Below are 14,856 nucleotides of genomic sequence, written 5' to 3' on the forward strand. Positions count from 1 at the left end.
GAGGTTCCTTAGGGGACGGTGAGAGGACCCTGGGCCGCGGATGAGTCCCGGGCTGCGCTCAGCGCCTTTCCCGGCCGGCTTCGCACACCCACGATCTGCCTCCCGTGCGGGTTGCCGGCCTTCAGCCGGTCCACCGGGCATGGAAGGCGGCCAGGTCCTGGTCGCCGTTGCCGGAGATCGAGGTGCCGACGAACTCGGCGCCGACGACGGCGGAGCCGGGGTCGGCGCCGTCCTTCCTCAGGTCGCTGATCATGGTCAGGGGCCGGTCGCCGCTGAGCACCACCGGGTCGCGGACCGGGGCGAACTCCTCCAGGGGGCGTTGCGTTCGGCCTGGTGTCCGTCCCGGGCGTCGTAGTACCCCTGCGTCCCTGGACCCGCCGGCAGATCGATCTCCGCCAGGGAGACAGCGAGAGACCCGTGGCGGCCGGCGGAAGGCCGGTCACCACGGGTCTCTCGGACGGGCCGGAGGGCCCGGAGCGGCTAGAAGGGTTCGAAGCCCTCGAACTCCTGGGTCGCCTCGTCGCGTTCGGCCTGCTTGTCCCGGCGGCGCTGGGTCGCGGGACGCGGTTCCTCGAAGCGGTGGTCCTCGCCCCGTCGGCCGAGCATCTCGGCGCCGGCCGTCACCGACGGCTCCCAGTCGAAGACGACCGCGTTGTCCTCGGGGCCGATGGCGACGCCGTCGCCGCCGCGGGCGCCCGCCTTCATCAGCGCGGCCTCCACGCCGAGGCGGTTGAGCCGGTCGGCGAGGTAGCCGACGGCCTCGTCGTTGTTGAAGTCGGTCTGCCGCACCCAGCGTTCGGGCTTCTCGCCGCGGACGCGGAAGAGGCCGTCCTCCTCCAGCGTGACGGTGAAGCCGGTGTCGTCGACCGCCTTCGGACGGATGACGATACGGGTCGCCTCCTCCTTGGGCTTGGCCGCGCGCGCGGCGGCCACCATCTCGGCGATGGCGAAGGACAGCTCCTTGAGGCCCATGTGGGCGACCGCGGACACCTCGAAGACGCGGTAGCCGCGCGCCTCCAGGTCCGGGCGGACCATCTCGGCGAGGTCCTTGCCGTCCGGTACGTCGATCTTGTTCAGCACCACGAGCCGCGGCCGGTTGCCGAGCCCGCCGTACTGCTTGAGCTCCTCCTCGATGATGTCGAGGTCGGAGAGCGGGTCGCGCTCGGACTCCAGGGTCGCGGTGTCCAGCACGTGCACCAGGACGCTGCACCGCTCGACGTGGCGCAGGAACTCCAGGCCCAGGCCCTTGCCCTGACTGGCGCCCGGGATCAGGCCCGGCACGTCGGCGATCGTGTAGACCGTGGAGCCGGCCGTCACCACGCCCAGGTTCGGGACCAGGGTCGTGAACGGGTAGTCCGCGATCTTCGGCTTGGCGGCCGACAGGACGGAGATCAGCGACGACTTGCCCGCGCTCGGGTAGCCGACGAGGGCCACGTCCGCGACCGTCTTCAGCTCCAGGACGATGTCCTGGAGGTCGCCGGGCTCGCCGAGCAGCGCGAAGCCGGGGGCCTTGCGGCGGGCCGAGGCCAGCGCCGCGTTGCCGAGGCCGCCGCGGCCGCCCTGGGCGGCGACGAACGAGGTGCCGTGGCCCACGAGGTCCGCCAGCACGTTGCCGGCCTTGTCCTGGATCACGGTGCCGTCCGGGACCGGCAGGATCAGGTCCTGGCCGTCCTTGCCGGAGCGGTTGCCGCCCTCGCCGGGCTTGCCGTTGGTGGCGCTGCGGTGGGGCTTGTGGTGATAGTCGAGGAGCGTGGTGACCGACTGGTCGACGACCAGGATCACATCGCCGCCACGGCCGCCGTTGCCGCCGTCGGGGCCACCGAGCGGCTTGAACTTCTCACGGTGGACGGAGGCACAGCCGTGGCCTCCGTTACCCGCGGCGACATGGAGTTCGACGCGGTCCACGAAGGTGGTCATGGTAGGTGCCTCCAGCACTGCGAAAACGTTCGGGTTTCTTACTGCCTAACACGCGAAAGGCGGACCCGCCTTCCCACACGGGAAGTGAGGTCCGCCTCGCGAAAGTTTCCGATCAGGCGACCGGAACGATGTTCACGACCTTGCGGCCACGGTGGGTACCGAACTCCACCGCACCGGCGTTCAGCGCGAACAGCGTGTCGTCGCCGCCACGGCCGACGCCCGCACCGGGGTGGAAGTGCGTGCCGCGCTGGCGGACCAGGATCTCACCCGCGTTGACGACCTGACCGCCGAAGCGCTTCACGCCGAGCCGCTGGGCATTGGAGTCGCGACCGTTCCGGGTGGACGATGCGCCCTTCTTGTGTGCCATGTCTCCTCAGTCCCTTACTTCGCAGCCGCGGGGATCTCAGTGACCTTGATCGCCGTGTACTGCTGGCGGTGGCCCTGACGACGGCGGTAGCCGGTCTTGTTCTTGTAGCGAAGGATGTCGATCTTGACGCCCTTGTGGTGGTCCACGACCTCGGCCTGGACCTTGATGCCGGCCAGCACCCACGGGTCGCTGGTCACAGCGTCGCCGTCGACAACGAGCAGGGTCGAGAGCTCGACCGTGTCGCCAACCTTGGCAGTGGAAATCTTGTCAACCTCAACGATGTCGCCGACAGCAACCTTGTGCTGGCGACCACCGCTGCGCACGATGGCGTACACGCGGATCTCACTCTCTCGCTCTGGGACGGCATCCCCGCAGTCCAGCCACCCGGGAACGAACACGGACGGCCTCTCCCGACCACCGAGGTAACCGGCACCCGGGAGGAAGAGGGTTTACGGGGATGTGGCATGTCAGCCGACACGCCGAGGGTCAAGGCTACGGGGCCCGGCTTGAGGGGTCAAACCGGGACGGCACCCGGCTTCAACCCTCCGGACGGATCACGGTTTCGTCACAGGCTCCCCTCGCAGGTTGCCATAAGTACCGCAACGCGCCGGTATGCCCGGACCCCCCCTGCACCCCCTTCGACTGAACTTCTCCCGACCATCACGAAATCCCACAGCTTTCACATACGATCCACACTCACTTGTCAAAACAAGATCATCCGTTGATCGCCGCCGATCAACGCCCTTGGGGGGGACCAGAGTTATGGCTGGAAAGAGGCGTGCCGAAATCGGCCGGAGACGGTTCATACGGCTGGCCGGGGGCGGTGCCGCGGGAGTGGCGGTCGTGGGAGGCGGGGCCGTCACGGCGATGGCCACCGGCGTCTTCGAGTCGCCCACGCCGCCCGACCCGTTCGCCAACATGCCGCGGTCGATCGCGCTGAGCCTGCCGTCCGGAACAGGCGGGGAGCCCCTGCCCGTGCCCGAGCTGCCGGACCCGCTGGAGGGCGGCAGCGTCAGCGAGCCGAGCGCCGGCACGCGCATCCCGTACACGGGCGGCACGCCGACCGAGACGGACGTCCCGACCACCCTGCCGTTCGAGTTCCAGAAGGCCGGCTACCAGATCGCCCCCGACCTGCCGGAGGCCATGCGGCCGTGGCGCAACCGGGCCACCACCTGGGCCAACGTCAACCTCTCCTCGGGCGACTACCACCTGAACGCCGATGGTGTGTACATGAAGTACACGTCCGACGGGAAGTCCTACGACCACCCCGTGGGGCAGATCCAGTTCGGCCTCGGCTGCATCACCAGCTACCGCGTCGAGACCGACCCCACCCGCAAGGCCGTGTTCCTCCAGCGCGCCAAGGCCCAGGCCGACCGGCTCATCGCCAAGCGGGTCGAGACCCGCGGCGCCTGGTACTTCCCCTACCCCTTCGACTTCACCCACGCCGAGCACAGCGGCGTCGTCTACAAGGCTCCCTGGTACTCCGGCATGGCCCAGGGCGAGGCGATCAGCCTCTTCGCCCAGCTCGCCGCCCTGGAGGACGGGCTCAGCGCGGACGAGCGGGCCCTGTACCGGACGGCCGCCGACGGCGCCTTCGCCTCACTGCTGCGCGCCGACAACACGAACCCGTGGGTGGTGAACAAGGACAAGGCGGGCTACCTCTGGATCCAGGAGTACCCGTTCAAGACGGCCGGCACGGGCGACTACACGTACAACGGCATGATCTTCGCCATGTTCGGCGTGTGGGACTACTACCGGCTGACCGGGAACGAGCTCGCCGCCCAGCTGTACGACGGCGCGTGCACCACGATGGCCCGGTACTTCACCCTGCTGCGCAACCCGCGCTGGTTCTCGTACTACTGCCAGACGCACCGGATCCCGGCGAACACCTATCACCACCACCACATCACGCTCTGGCAGCAGCTGAACTGGCAGACGAACAGCTCGGTCTTCGCCCACCAGCTGGACATGCTGATCGAGGACGTCCCGCCGGGCGTGAAGACCGGCTCGGTGATCGCCATCGCCGCCGGCACGCACACCCTCTACAAGCTGGACACCAAGGCCGACGGCAGCTGGGTCAAGGCCAAGGCGGACAAGATCCTCAGCTCGAAGAAGGTCGTGTTCGCCCGGGCCACCCAGGCGCCGATCGACATGCGCCGACGTATCCAGGGCGCGGGCGTCTGGTACCGGATCAGCGCCGGAGCGTACAAGGGCTACTGGATCGGGGAGGCCTACCCGAAGGCGTTCCTGCGCGGTGAGCACATCACCGTCACCTACAAGGTGCCCCGCACACTCACGATCGCCGCGAACGCCACCGCCGAGGCGATCGACTTCGGCACCAACGGCGTGGCCGGCACGCTCAAGACGCTGAAGTACTCCTCGCCGCACACCCTCCAGTTCGACCGCAGGGCGATCGTGAACGGACGGTCGATGGTGCGGATCACCTCGGAGGAACTCGCCGGGTACTGGATTCCGGCCAACCAGGTCACCACCGACGGACACTGAGCGGACGCGCTCGTGCGGGCAGGGGCCGCCCTCGTCGGAGGTGCGGCCCCTGCCCGTATGCTCGCCACGCGTAGCCAGACACCGGAAGGCGGAGAAGTGAACTACAGGGTCCAGCCCAGCGCCCAGGTCGACGCGGGTGCCGAGATCGGCGCCGGGAGCAGCGTGTGGGACCTCGCCCAGATCCGGGAGGGCGCGCGGCTCGGCGAGGGCTGCGTGGTCGGCCGCGGGGCGTACGTCGGTTCCGGTGTCCGCATGGGCGACAACTGCAAGCTCCAGAACTACGCGCTGGTCTACGAGCCGGCCGAGCTCGGCGACGGCGTCTTCATCGGCCCCGCGGTCGTCCTCACCAACGACCACAACCCGCGTTCCGTGGACCCCGAGGGCAAGCAGAAGCGCGGCGGCGACTGGGAGGCCGTCGGCGTGCGCATCGCCGACGGGGCGTCCATCGGGGCGCGCGCGGTCTGTGTCGCACCGCTCACCATCGGCCGCTGGGCGATGGTCGCCGCGGGCGCCGTCGTCACCAAGGACGTGCCGGACTTCGCGCTGGTCGTGGGCGTCCCCGCCCGTCAGGTCGGCTGGGTCGGCCGGGCCGGCGTCCGGCTGGTGGAGCGGGACGGGGAGCCGGGAATCTGGGAGTGCCCGCAGACGGGCGCCCGCTACGACGAGAAAGACGGGACGCTGGTCGAGCGCACCGCGTGACAGCCGTCCGCGTTGACCCGATTTACGCACCCGTAGACGCAAGGTTCACGGAATCGTTATGCGAGTGAACCGAAGTGGTGAAGCCGTGTTCTGACCACGGCTTGGACGGACACGGACAGGACACGGTTGGACACGCGCGCCCGGCAGGGCAACCCACTGCGGATCCGGCGCGTCCAACCCTTTGCCTACCATTTCCTTTGCTCGCCCTCCCCACATGCCCGCCCCCAGAAGAAGAGTGCTCTGTGAAAGTCATCAGCATCGTCGGCGCCCGTCCCCAGTTGGTGAAGCTCGCCCCCATCGCGGCCGCCTTCGCGGAAACCGAGCACGAGCACGTCATCGTGCACACCGGGCAGCACTACGACGCCGACCTCTCGGACGTCTTCTTCTCCGGACTCGGCATCCCGGACCCCGACGTCCACCTCGGGGTCGGCTCCGGCAGCCACGGCGTGCAGACCGGCGCCGTCCTCTCCGCGCTCGACCCGGTCCTCGACCGTGAGCAGCCGGACTGGGTCCTCGTCTACGGCGACACCAACTCCACCATCGCCGGCGCGCTGTCGGCCGTGAAGATGCACCTGCCCGTGGCGCACCTGGAGGCGGGCCTGCGCTCCTTCAACCGGCGGATGCCGGAGGAGCACAACCGCGTCCTCACCGACCACAGCGCAGACCTGCTCCTCGCGCCCACCGAGGAGGCCATGCGCCACCTCGCGAACGAGGGCCTCGCCGACCGCGCCCGGCTGGCCGGCGACGTGATGGTCGACATCTGCCTGCGCATCCGCGACCAGGTCCGCGCCGGTGAGTTCCCGGCGCCGGAGCTGCCCGAGGGCATCGACCCGACGCAGCCCTTCCTGCTGGCGACCCTGCACCGCCCGGACAACACCGACGACCCCGAGCGGCTCGCCGCGATCGTCGACTCGCTCGCCAAGCTGCCGGTGCCGGTCGCGCTCGCCGCCCACCCGCGGCTCGTCTCCCGCGCCCACGAGCACGGCATCGAGCTGGCTCAGGGCAACCTGCACGTCGGCCGCCCGCTGCCGTACGCGAGCCTGGTCGCCGCCGTGCTGGCCTCCGTCGGTGTGGTGACGGACTCCGGCGGTCTGCAGAAGGAGGCGTTCCTGCTGGAGCGCATCTGCACCACGATCCGCCCGGAGACCGAGTGGGTGGAAACCGTCGACACAGGCTGGAACGTCCTTGTTCCCGACCCGCACACGCTGTCGCCCCAGGAATGGGCCGAGACCGTGACCCGTGCCGTGCCGACCGCCGACCCCGGCATCCCGTACGGCGACGGCCGCGCGGCGCACAACGTCGTCCGTCTCATGGAGGAATGGAAGGGGGGCAGCCGGCCCGCCTGACATGTGGATCGGAACGGGGGAACGTGGCCGTCCGCCTGCGGACGGCCACATGTGACCCACAGTCCGCGCATGTCAGCGTGCTAGCGTCAACCGCTATGTCATCGTCTCCCCCGTCCGGGCCGCCTGCGGAAGGCAAGCGACCGCACGTCATCTATCTCGCCATCGGGTTCCCCCCGGCCGCCAAGAGCTCCACGTACCGGATGCGCGAGACGGCCAACCAGTTCGTCAAGGCCGGCTGGGACGTCACGGTCGTCAACATCGCCCGGGAGTCCTGGGAACTCGACTCGGGCATCGACCTCTCCCTGCTGGACCAGGTCGACCCCCGGGTGAAGATCGTCGAGCTGCCCCTGTCGCGCGAGGATCTCGAGACCGACATCCGCCGCTTCGACGAGGCGCGCGCCCTCGACCCCAACGGCTGGGTCGCCAAGCTCCGCAAGCGCCAGACCGAGAACTTCCCCGAGCCGAACTTCGGCGAGTGGCGCGAGGACCTCGAGCAGGCCGTGCTGCGCATCCACCGGGAGCACCCGGCGGACCTGCTGCTCGCCAGCTGCGTGCCGTACGTGAACCTCGCCGCGGCCTGGAAGCTGTGGGAGGACTCCAAGGTCCCGTACGCGGTGGACTTCCGCGACGGCTGGTCCATCGACGTCATCGACGGTGTCGAGGCCTTCGCCCGCGACTCCGCCGAGGGCCGCTGGGAGCAGAAGATCCTGGACCACGCGGTGTCGCTGTGGGTCGTCAACGACCCCATCGCCGAGCACTACCGGCGGCGCTACCCCGACTTCGCCGACCGGGTGCACGTCGTCCGCAACGGCTACGACGCGGACAGCTCGCCGGGCCGGGCGCACAACCCCGACGCCGAGGCGGGTCTCGTCTTCGGCTACCTCGGCACGGTCAACTTCACCGTCCCGCACCTGGAGACGGTGCTCAACGCCTGGCGCGCCGCCCGCGCCAAGGAGCCACTGCTGGCGAACGCGCGCTTCGAGCTGCGCGGCCACCTCGGCAACGGCGCCACCCGCGGTGCCAACCGGCACGCCGAGGTGTTCAAGGAGGCGGAGGCCGACGGCGTCGTCTTCGGCGGTCCCGCCGCCAAGGCCGAGGTCTCCTCGATCTACGCCGGCTGGGACGCCATGGTGCTGATTCTCATCGGCGGCCGGTTCGTCACCTCGGGCAAGGTGTACGAGTACATGGCGACCGGCCTGCCGATCGTGTCGGCGCACGCCGTCGAGCACGACGCCTCGAACGTGCTGCGGGGCCACCCGCTGTGGACCGGCGCCCCCGGTATCGACGAGGCCGGCCTGACCGAGTCCTTCATCAAGGCCGCGCACATGGCGGTGGAGACCACCGACGAGGAGCATGCCGACGCGATGGCCCACGCCGACCAGTTCACTCGTGAGGCGCTGATGTCCGTCGCCGTCAAGAACCTTGTCGAGGAGCTCGCCAAGTGACCGAAGTCCTGCTCGTGGCGTCCGTCAGGCCGAATTTCGGCGTGCTCGCCGACACGGTGCGCAAGTTCAACGCCCAGGGCGCCCGCGTGCACCTGGCGGGCATGTTCCACCTGGAGGCCGAGGGCGTCCCGGAGGAACTCGCCCAGGTCGAGCTGGCCGGCGCCCACCAGCTGCCGCGCACCCTCAAGCACCGCAGCCAGGCCGTGCGCCGCCGCCTCGGCAAGGCCCCGCGCGGCCTGCGCAACTGGACGCAGGTGCGCGGCGACTCGTGGCTGCGCTCCCACGCCCGCCAGGCCGACGTGCTCGTCGCCCTGGACGTGGCCGCCGTGTACACGGTCTGGCGGCTCGCCGAGTACAACCGCACCGCGGCGGCCAAGTTCGGGCTGGCGCCCGCGCTGAAGGCCGTCGAGGAACTGAAGGCACAGGGCGGCGCGCCGGCCCGTCACTCCACGGTCCTGCCGCCGCTGAGCGCCGTCGCCCGTGATGTGAAGCGCTCGGTCGACCGGCTGCCCGCGCAGCTCGTGCGCACCGTGACCCCGCGGCCCGTGATGCGTTCCGGCGTCGGCGCCCGGCTGTGGCGCTCGGCCGTGACCGCGCCCGGCATGCCCATAAAGGTGCGCGCCGCGACCTCGCGGTACGTCGCCGAGGGCATGCAGTGGGCGGGCCGCACCAGCGGCGCCGCGCTCACCCTCGCGGACGCGGCCTCGAAGATCCCGGACCTCCAGCTGCGCGCGGACCTCTACAACGAGGGCGTCATGCAGGAGCTGAAGAAGGGCATCAGCCCCCGCTTCCTCGGCAAGGCGGTCGCGGCCCAGCTCGCGAACGCCGACGCGCTCTTCGCCGAGGGCCGGACCGACGACGCCGCCGAGGCGCTCAACCGCACCCTGTTCCTGCACTTCCACCGGGTGCTGCACATCGACCAGTTGTCGTCGCCGCTGGCGAAGGACGCCGAGGGCTTCGTCGCCCCGCTGCACCGCTCCAAGGCGTTCCAGGCACTGAGCCGCCCCCGCGGCCGCAAGGTGCCCGCCGCGCCCGCACCCACCGACCGCCCGCTGCGGCTGCTGGTGACGACGAGCGCCAACGACAACTTCCTGCATCTGATCAAGGAGCACTTCGCCGACCACCCCGGCGTCGAGCTGCGCTTCCTCGACCTGGCGTCGAACAAGCACCTGAAGCGGATCTCCTGGGCGGCCCCGCGCATGCTCAAGGACCGGCTGGCGGGCGACACGAGCGACTATCAGGAAGAGGTGGAGCGCCTGATGCGCCCGCACCTCGACTGGGCCGACACCGTGTTCCTGGAGTGGGCGGCCGGTCCGGCCGCCATGCTCACCACGATCGACCCGGGCGACACCCGGATCATCGTGCGCCTGCACAGCTACGAGGCGTTCACGCGCTGGCCGCACATGACGGACTTCTCCCGGGTCGACGACCTCGTCTTCGTCGCCCCGCACGTGAAGGACCTGACCGCCTCGCTCGTGCCGACGCTGCGCGGCGAGCAGGCCCCGCGGTTCCACCTCATCGACAACGCGATGGACCTGTCGGGCTTCAACCGCGCGAAGCCGGCCGAGGCCCGCTTCAACCTCGGTCTGGTCGGCATCAGCCAGGTCGCCAAGGACCCGAAGTGGGCCCTGGACGTCCTGGAGCGGGTCCGCAGGCACGACGAGCGCTACCGGCTGCTCCTGGTCGGCGGCGACATGGACCCGAAGACCAGCCAGGCCACCAAGGACTACCTGGCCGAGTTCGAGGAGCTCCTGGCCCCGCTGGAGGAGTCCGGCGCGGTGGTCCGGCTCGGCCCGACGGACGACGTCCCGTCCAAGCTCGTCGAGATCGGCACGATCATCAGCTCCTCCGTGCGGGAGGGCTGCCACGTCGGCCTGATGGAGGGCGCGGCCAGCGGCGCCGTCCCCGTAGCCCGTGACTGGCCGTTCTACGCGGGCAAGCCCAACAGCGCCCGCACCCTTTATCCCGAGGGCTGGGTCGTGGCCTCCCCCGCCGAGGCGGCCGAGCGGATCCTGAAGATCACGGCCACGGAGGAGTCCTGGCGCGCGGCGGGCGAGCTCGCCACCGAGCACGCGCTGACCGTGTGGGACTGGCCCGTGGTGCAGAAGCACTTCGAGAAGCTGATCCTCGAAGCGGACCGGGCCGGCTGAGAACGCGGCCGGCGCCCCGGTCCCAGGAGCGAGGGCGCCGCATGGGTGAGGGCCCCCGGGAATGTCCCCGGGGGCCCTCACCCATGTCGCGGCCCCGCGCACGCGTGCCGCGGGCTTCCGCACCGCTCGTGCCGCAGGTTCCGGCACGCGGGTCGCGGACTCCAGCGCTCGTGCCGCGGGCTTCCGCACCGCTCGTGCCGCAGGTTCCGGCACGCGGGTCGCGGACTCCAGCGCTCGTGACGCGGGCTTCAGCGCCCATGTCGTGTCGCGGACTCCGCACGCGGCGTCGCAGACTCCGGCGCTCGCTCGAGCGCCGGAGTCCTGCGCGCTACGGGTGCCGCAGACGCCACCCCGCCCACGCCGACTCCACCATCTCCCGCACGCCGCGCTGCGCGCTCCAGCCGAGCTCCTGGTGGATGAGGTCGGCGGAGGCCACGACCCGGGCCGGGTCGCCCGGGCGGCGGGCGGACACGTCGGGCCCGATCTCCGCGCGACCGGTCACGTCCTGGATGACGCCGATCATCTCGGCGACCGAGACGCCCTCGCCGCGGCCGATGTTGAGGACCAGCCGGGCCTCGGGATCGGCGGCCAGCCGGCGGGCGGCCGCGACATGCGCGGCGGCGATGTCCTCGACGTGGATGTAGTCACGGACGCAGGTGCCGTCGGGCGTCGGATAGTCGTCGCCGAAGATCCGCGGCGCCTCACCCGCCTCGAGCCGCTCGAAGACCATCGGGACGAGGTTGTAGACGCCGTCGTCGCCCAGCTCGGGCGTGGCCGCGCCCGCCACGTTGAAGTAGCGCAGCGAGGCGGTCGCCATCCGGTGCCGTGCGCCGACCGCCCCGACCAGCCACTCGCCGGCGAGCTTGGTCTCGCCGTAGGGGTTGATCGGCGCGCAGGGCGTCTTCTCGGTGACGAGGTCGACGTCGGGCATGCCGTACACGGCGGCGGACGAGGAGAACAGGAACCGGCCGACTCCCGCGGCGACCGCCGCGTCCAGCAGGACCCGCATGCCCTCGACGTTCTCGCGGTAGTAGTACAGCGGCCGGTCCACGGACTCGCCCACCTGCTTCTTGCCCGCGATGTGCACGATGCCGGTGATGCCGTGCTCGCGCAGCACCCGCTCGACGACGTCGCCGTCGAGCACCGTGCCGACCTCCAGCACCACACCGTCCGGGAGCCGCTCGGCCCGGCCCGTGCTCAGGTCGTCGAGGACGACGACCCGCTCACCGGCGTCCGTCATCGCCTTCACGACATGCGAGCCGATGAAACCGGCGCCGCCCGTGATCAGCCAGGACATGGTAAAACCTTCCTGCACCAGGGCCCCGCCCCGGATACGGGACGGGGCCACGAGGTTGTTCGCGTACGAGCGTCAGCCGCCGATGACCACGCGGCGGACGCCCTTCCAGGCCTCCGGGTCCGTCGTGCGGCGACCGTCGACCAGGACGGTGACGTCCGGCAGATCGGCCGGGGTCAGCGTGCGGTACTCGGCGTGGTCGGCCTGGAGGATCGCCGCGGTGACCTTCTCGCCCGCGTGCGGGGTGAGGCCGTGGGCGGCGAGCTCCTCGTCCGTGTACATCGGGTCCGAGACGAAGGGCACCGCGCCCCGCGCCTTGAGGGCCTCGACGGTCGGGAAGACGCCGGAGAAGGCGGTCTCCTTCACGCCACCGCGGTAGGCGGCGCCCAGCACCAGCACGTTCACGCCGGTCAGGTCTCCGTAGGCGGCGGCCAGCAGGTCGACGGCGTACTCGGGCATCGCGGCGTTCGCCTCACGGGCGGAGCGCACGACGGTCGCGGCCGGGTCGTTCCACAGGTACATCCGCGGGTAGATCGGGATGCAGTGACCGCCGACGGCGATGCCCGGCTGGTGGATGTGGCTGTAGGGCTGCGAGTTGCAGGCCTCGATGACCTTCTTGACGTCGATGCCGTTGCTGTCGGCGAAGCGCGCGAACTGGTTCGCCAGGCCGATGTTGACGTCCCGGTAGGTCGTCTCGGCGAGCTTGGCCAGCTCGGAGGCCTCGGCGGTGCCCAGGTCCCACACGCCGTTCGGGCGGGGCAGGTCGGCGCGCTCGTCGAAGTCCAGGACCTGCTCGTAGAACTCCACACCACGGGCGCTCGACGCCTCGTCGATGCCACCGACCAGCTTGGGGTAGCGGCGCAGGTCGGCGAAGACCCGGCCGGTCAGCACCCGCTCCGGCGAGAACACCAGGTGGAAGTCCTCGCCCGCGGTCAGCCCCGAGCCCTCGGCCAGCATCGGCGCCCAGCGGGTGCGGGTGGTGCCGACCGGCAGCGTGGTCTCGTAGCTGACGAGCGTGCCGGGCTTGAGGCCCTGGGCGATCGCCTTGGTCGCCGAGTCCATCCAGCCGAAGTCCGGGGTGCCCTCGGCGTCCACGAACAGCGGGACGACGACGACCACGGCCTCGGACGCGGCGACGGCGGACGCGGTGTCCGTGGTCGCGGTCAGCAGCCCGGCGTCGACGGCCTGCTTCATCTTGACATCGAGGTCGTGCTCGCCGGGGAACGGCTCGACGCCGGCGTTGACCAGCTCGACGACCTTCTCGTTGACGTCCGCGCCGATGACCCGGTGGCCCTTGGAGGCGAACTGCACGGCCAGCGGCAGGCCGATCTTGCCGAGTGCTACTACACAGATGTTCATGGAGGGTCGCTACTTCCTTTTGGAACCGGTCGGCTTCTTGGAGCCGGTCGGCTTGGACTTCTTGGTGCCGACGGCCCGCTTCAGACGGCCGGCCCCGGACTTCAGTTTCCGCACGAGCCGCCCCAGCCCCTGGCGGAGCACCGCGGTCTTCGGCGGGTACATCCGGGCCGTGTCGATCACGACACGCCCCTTGTCGTTCACCACGGCCGACGCCCGGTAGGGGTCCCCCTCCCGGCCCCACTGGCGCGCCAGCGGCATGGGCAGATCCTTGCCCCGAACGGGGATCTCGTACGTCGAACCGGCCACGTCCAGGTATACCCGCACGCCCCGCTTCGCGGTGACGTACGTCAGCGGGATCCGGGCGTGCAGCACGGTGGCCGCGCCGTCCTCGGACGGCTCGAACGTGAACTCGCCCACCGGTGCCGGCAGGACGTGGCCCGCCTTCAGCCGGCGCGCGCCGGGCTTGTCCGCCGACTTGGGCATGGCCTTGTCGGCGAGCCGCACCACCGCGCCGTCGACGTCGCCGAGCACCGGCACCCGCACGGACAGCGTGTACGTGAGCGCCTCGCCCTGCTGCTCCCAGGCGGAGGCCAGCAGTTCGGTGCCCTGCGCGAGGCGGCCCGGCACCGACTCCCCGACCAGCTCGTAGACCCGGTCGGCCAGGCCGATGCGCGGGTCGCGGAAACCGGCGTACCGGGCGTAGGCGCGCTCGCCCTCGACGACGAACGGCGGCGCCCCGTGCTTCTTCTCCGAGCTGATCGCCTCGGCCAGCTCGTCGATCGCGCCCGCCCGGGCCAGGGCTATGCGCACCCGGCGCTTGACGTCCATCGCGTCGCGGATGCCGTCGGTGAAGTAGACGTCGGCGAGCCGCGCGATGCCCGCGCAGATCTGCCGCCGGAGCTCGCGGTCGAGGCCGGGGAAGTCGTCCTGGACGAGCTTGGCGAGCTCCCAGGTGAAGTGCCGGCGCAGCAGCGCGTCCCGCTCCGGTCCCGCCTCGACCAGACCGGCCGTGAAGTCCATGATCTCGGCGGCGGCCCGCAGCCGCGCCAGGTGGTCGGCACGGTAGGTGATGTTGCTGGCGTCACCGCGCTTGACCGCGTAGTAGCAGGTGTAGTCGGCCACCACCGAGATCTTCTTGGCGCGCACGCACGCCTCGATGGTGAACGGCTGGTCGCTGCCCACGGGCAGGTGCTCGGGGAAGCGCAGCTTGTACTTCTCGACCAGGTCCCGGCGGAACAGCTTGGTGTTGGCCAGCGTGAAGGGCAGCGCGGAGTGGTACAGGCTGACGTCCGGGTCGCTCTCCTTGTACAGCGCCTGGTGCACGTAACGGCCGTTGGTGCCGACCATCTTGCCCACCACGACGTCGGAGCCGTGCTTGTCGGCGCAGGCCACCATCCGCTCCAGCGCTTCCTCGCCGAGGTAGTCGTCGGAGCCGATGAAGTACACGTACCGGCCGGTGGCCACCTCCAGCGCCCGGTTGCTGGGCGCGGCGGGGCCACCGGAGTTCGGCTGGTGGAGCACCTTGACGGTGTCCGGGTACAGCGCCGCGAACCGGTCCAGCTCGGTGCCGCTGTCGTCGGTCGAACCGTCGTCGACAGCGATGATCTCCAGGCGCTCGCGGCCGATGCTCTGCCCGACGAGCGAGTTCAGGCACTCCGTCAGGTACGGCATCGTGTTGTAGACGGCAACGACGACGCTGACGTCAGGCGCAGCACTCATTCTCCGGCTCCTGGTCTCCGACAGCCGATGGCCGGCTGGGTCCTGCGGGGAAAGT

11 protein-coding genes and 1 pseudogene are annotated in these 14,856 nt (G+C 70.6%); 5 read left to right on the forward strand and 7 right to left on the reverse strand.

The window, feature by feature from the left end:
- Positions 1 to 92 precede the first annotated feature (92 nt).
- From J2X68_RS02630 to rplU, 4 genes and pseudogenes are all read right to left on the reverse strand, one after another.
- Positions 93 to 426: pseudogene (locus J2X68_RS02630) on the reverse strand (alkaline phosphatase D family protein); the annotation flags it as partial.
- A gap of 54 nt (positions 427 to 480) precedes the next feature.
- Positions 481 to 1,917: a GTPase ObgE gene (gene obgE, locus J2X68_RS02635; RefSeq protein ID WP_310430750.1), complete on the reverse strand. Its 1,437-nt coding sequence runs from the start codon at positions 1,915 to 1,917 to the stop codon at positions 481 to 483.
- Between the two features lie 112 nt (positions 1,918 to 2,029).
- The gene (rpmA, locus tag J2X68_RS02640) at positions 2,030 to 2,284 is read right to left on the reverse strand and encodes a 50S ribosomal protein L27 (RefSeq protein ID WP_007381992.1); all 255 of its coding nucleotides are present in this window, start codon (positions 2,282 to 2,284) and stop codon (positions 2,030 to 2,032) included.
- Between the two features lie 14 nt (positions 2,285 to 2,298).
- Complete coding sequence (gene rplU, locus J2X68_RS02645) at positions 2,299 to 2,619, reverse strand: 50S ribosomal protein L21 (protein ID WP_007381993.1); 321 nt, start codon at positions 2,617 to 2,619, stop codon at positions 2,299 to 2,301.
- 499 nt (positions 2,620 to 3,118) lie between these two features.
- On the opposite strand from rplU, the gene J2X68_RS02650 reads away from it, so the two are divergent.
- The 5 genes from J2X68_RS02650 to J2X68_RS02670 all read left to right on the forward strand — a co-directional run bounded on the left by J2X68_RS02650 (position 3,119) and on the right by J2X68_RS02670 (position 10,429).
- A complete protein-coding gene (locus J2X68_RS02650) occupies positions 3,119 to 4,789 on the forward strand; it encodes a D-glucuronyl C5-epimerase family protein (RefSeq protein WP_310430751.1) in 1,671 nt (556 codons plus the stop codon).
- A 96-nt stretch (positions 4,790 to 4,885) separates the two neighbouring features.
- Entirely contained in the window at positions 4,886 to 5,488 is a 603-nt protein-coding gene (locus J2X68_RS02655) for an acyltransferase (RefSeq protein WP_310430752.1), read from the forward strand.
- A 242-nt stretch (positions 5,489 to 5,730) separates the two neighbouring features.
- On the forward strand, positions 5,731 to 6,834 hold the full coding sequence (gene wecB / locus J2X68_RS02660; protein WP_310430753.1) for a non-hydrolyzing UDP-N-acetylglucosamine 2-epimerase: 1,104 nt from the start codon (positions 5,731 to 5,733) through the stop codon (positions 6,832 to 6,834).
- A gap of 200 nt (positions 6,835 to 7,034) precedes the next feature.
- Positions 7,035 to 8,279, forward strand: a complete 1,245-nt coding sequence (locus tag J2X68_RS02665) for a glycosyltransferase (protein ID WP_310430907.1) — start codon at positions 7,035 to 7,037, stop codon at positions 8,277 to 8,279.
- Positions 8,276 to 10,429, forward strand: coding sequence for a glycosyltransferase (locus tag J2X68_RS02670; RefSeq protein ID WP_310430754.1), 2,154 nt, complete (start codon positions 8,276 to 8,278; stop codon positions 10,427 to 10,429). Before J2X68_RS02665 ends, J2X68_RS02670 begins: the two co-directional genes overlap by 4 nt.
- Before the next feature lie 328 nt (positions 10,430 to 10,757).
- Here J2X68_RS02670 and galE read toward each other — a convergent pair whose 3' ends face one another.
- The 3 genes from galE to J2X68_RS02685 all read right to left on the reverse strand — a co-directional run bounded on the left by galE (position 10,758) and on the right by J2X68_RS02685 (position 14,801).
- Positions 10,758 to 11,726, reverse strand: a complete 969-nt coding sequence (galE, locus tag J2X68_RS02675) for a UDP-glucose 4-epimerase GalE (RefSeq protein ID WP_310430755.1) — start codon at positions 11,724 to 11,726, stop codon at positions 10,758 to 10,760.
- 72 nt (positions 11,727 to 11,798) lie between these two features.
- Positions 11,799 to 13,082, reverse strand: coding sequence for a nucleotide sugar dehydrogenase (locus J2X68_RS02680; protein ID WP_310430756.1), 1,284 nt, complete (start codon positions 13,080 to 13,082; stop codon positions 11,799 to 11,801).
- Between the two features lie 9 nt (positions 13,083 to 13,091).
- Complete coding sequence (locus J2X68_RS02685; protein ID WP_310430757.1) at positions 13,092 to 14,801, reverse strand: glycosyltransferase; 1,710 nt, start codon at positions 14,799 to 14,801, stop codon at positions 13,092 to 13,094.
- Positions 14,802 to 14,856: the final 55 nt, after the last annotated feature.

Origin of the sequence: Streptomyces sp. 3330 (genome assembly GCF_031456635.1) — a bacterium.
Lineage (GTDB): Bacteria > Actinomycetota > Actinomycetes > Streptomycetales > Streptomycetaceae > Streptomyces.

What these genes read in the sequence shown, in the direction of transcription:
- obgE (WP_310430750.1), bottom strand. Translation starts at nt 1,917, where the DNA reads ATGACCACCTTCGTGGACCGCGTCGAACTCCATGTCGCCGCGGGTAAC.
- rpmA (WP_007381992.1), bottom strand. Translation starts at nt 2,284, where the DNA reads ATGGCACACAAGAAGGGCGCATCGTCCACCCGGAACGGTCGCGACTCC.
- J2X68_RS02665 (WP_310430907.1), top strand. Translation starts at nt 7,035, where the DNA reads ATGCGCGAGACGGCCAACCAGTTCGTCAAGGCCGGCTGGGACGTCACG.
- galE (WP_310430755.1), bottom strand. Translation starts at nt 11,726, where the DNA reads ATGTCCTGGCTGATCACGGGCGGCGCCGGTTTCATCGGCTCGCATGTC.
- J2X68_RS02680 (WP_310430756.1), bottom strand. Translation starts at nt 13,082, where the DNA reads ATGAACATCTGTGTAGTAGCACTCGGCAAGATCGGCCTGCCGCTGGCC.
- J2X68_RS02685 (WP_310430757.1), bottom strand. Translation starts at nt 14,801, where the DNA reads ATGAGTGCTGCGCCTGACGTCAGCGTCGTCGTTGCCGTCTACAACACG.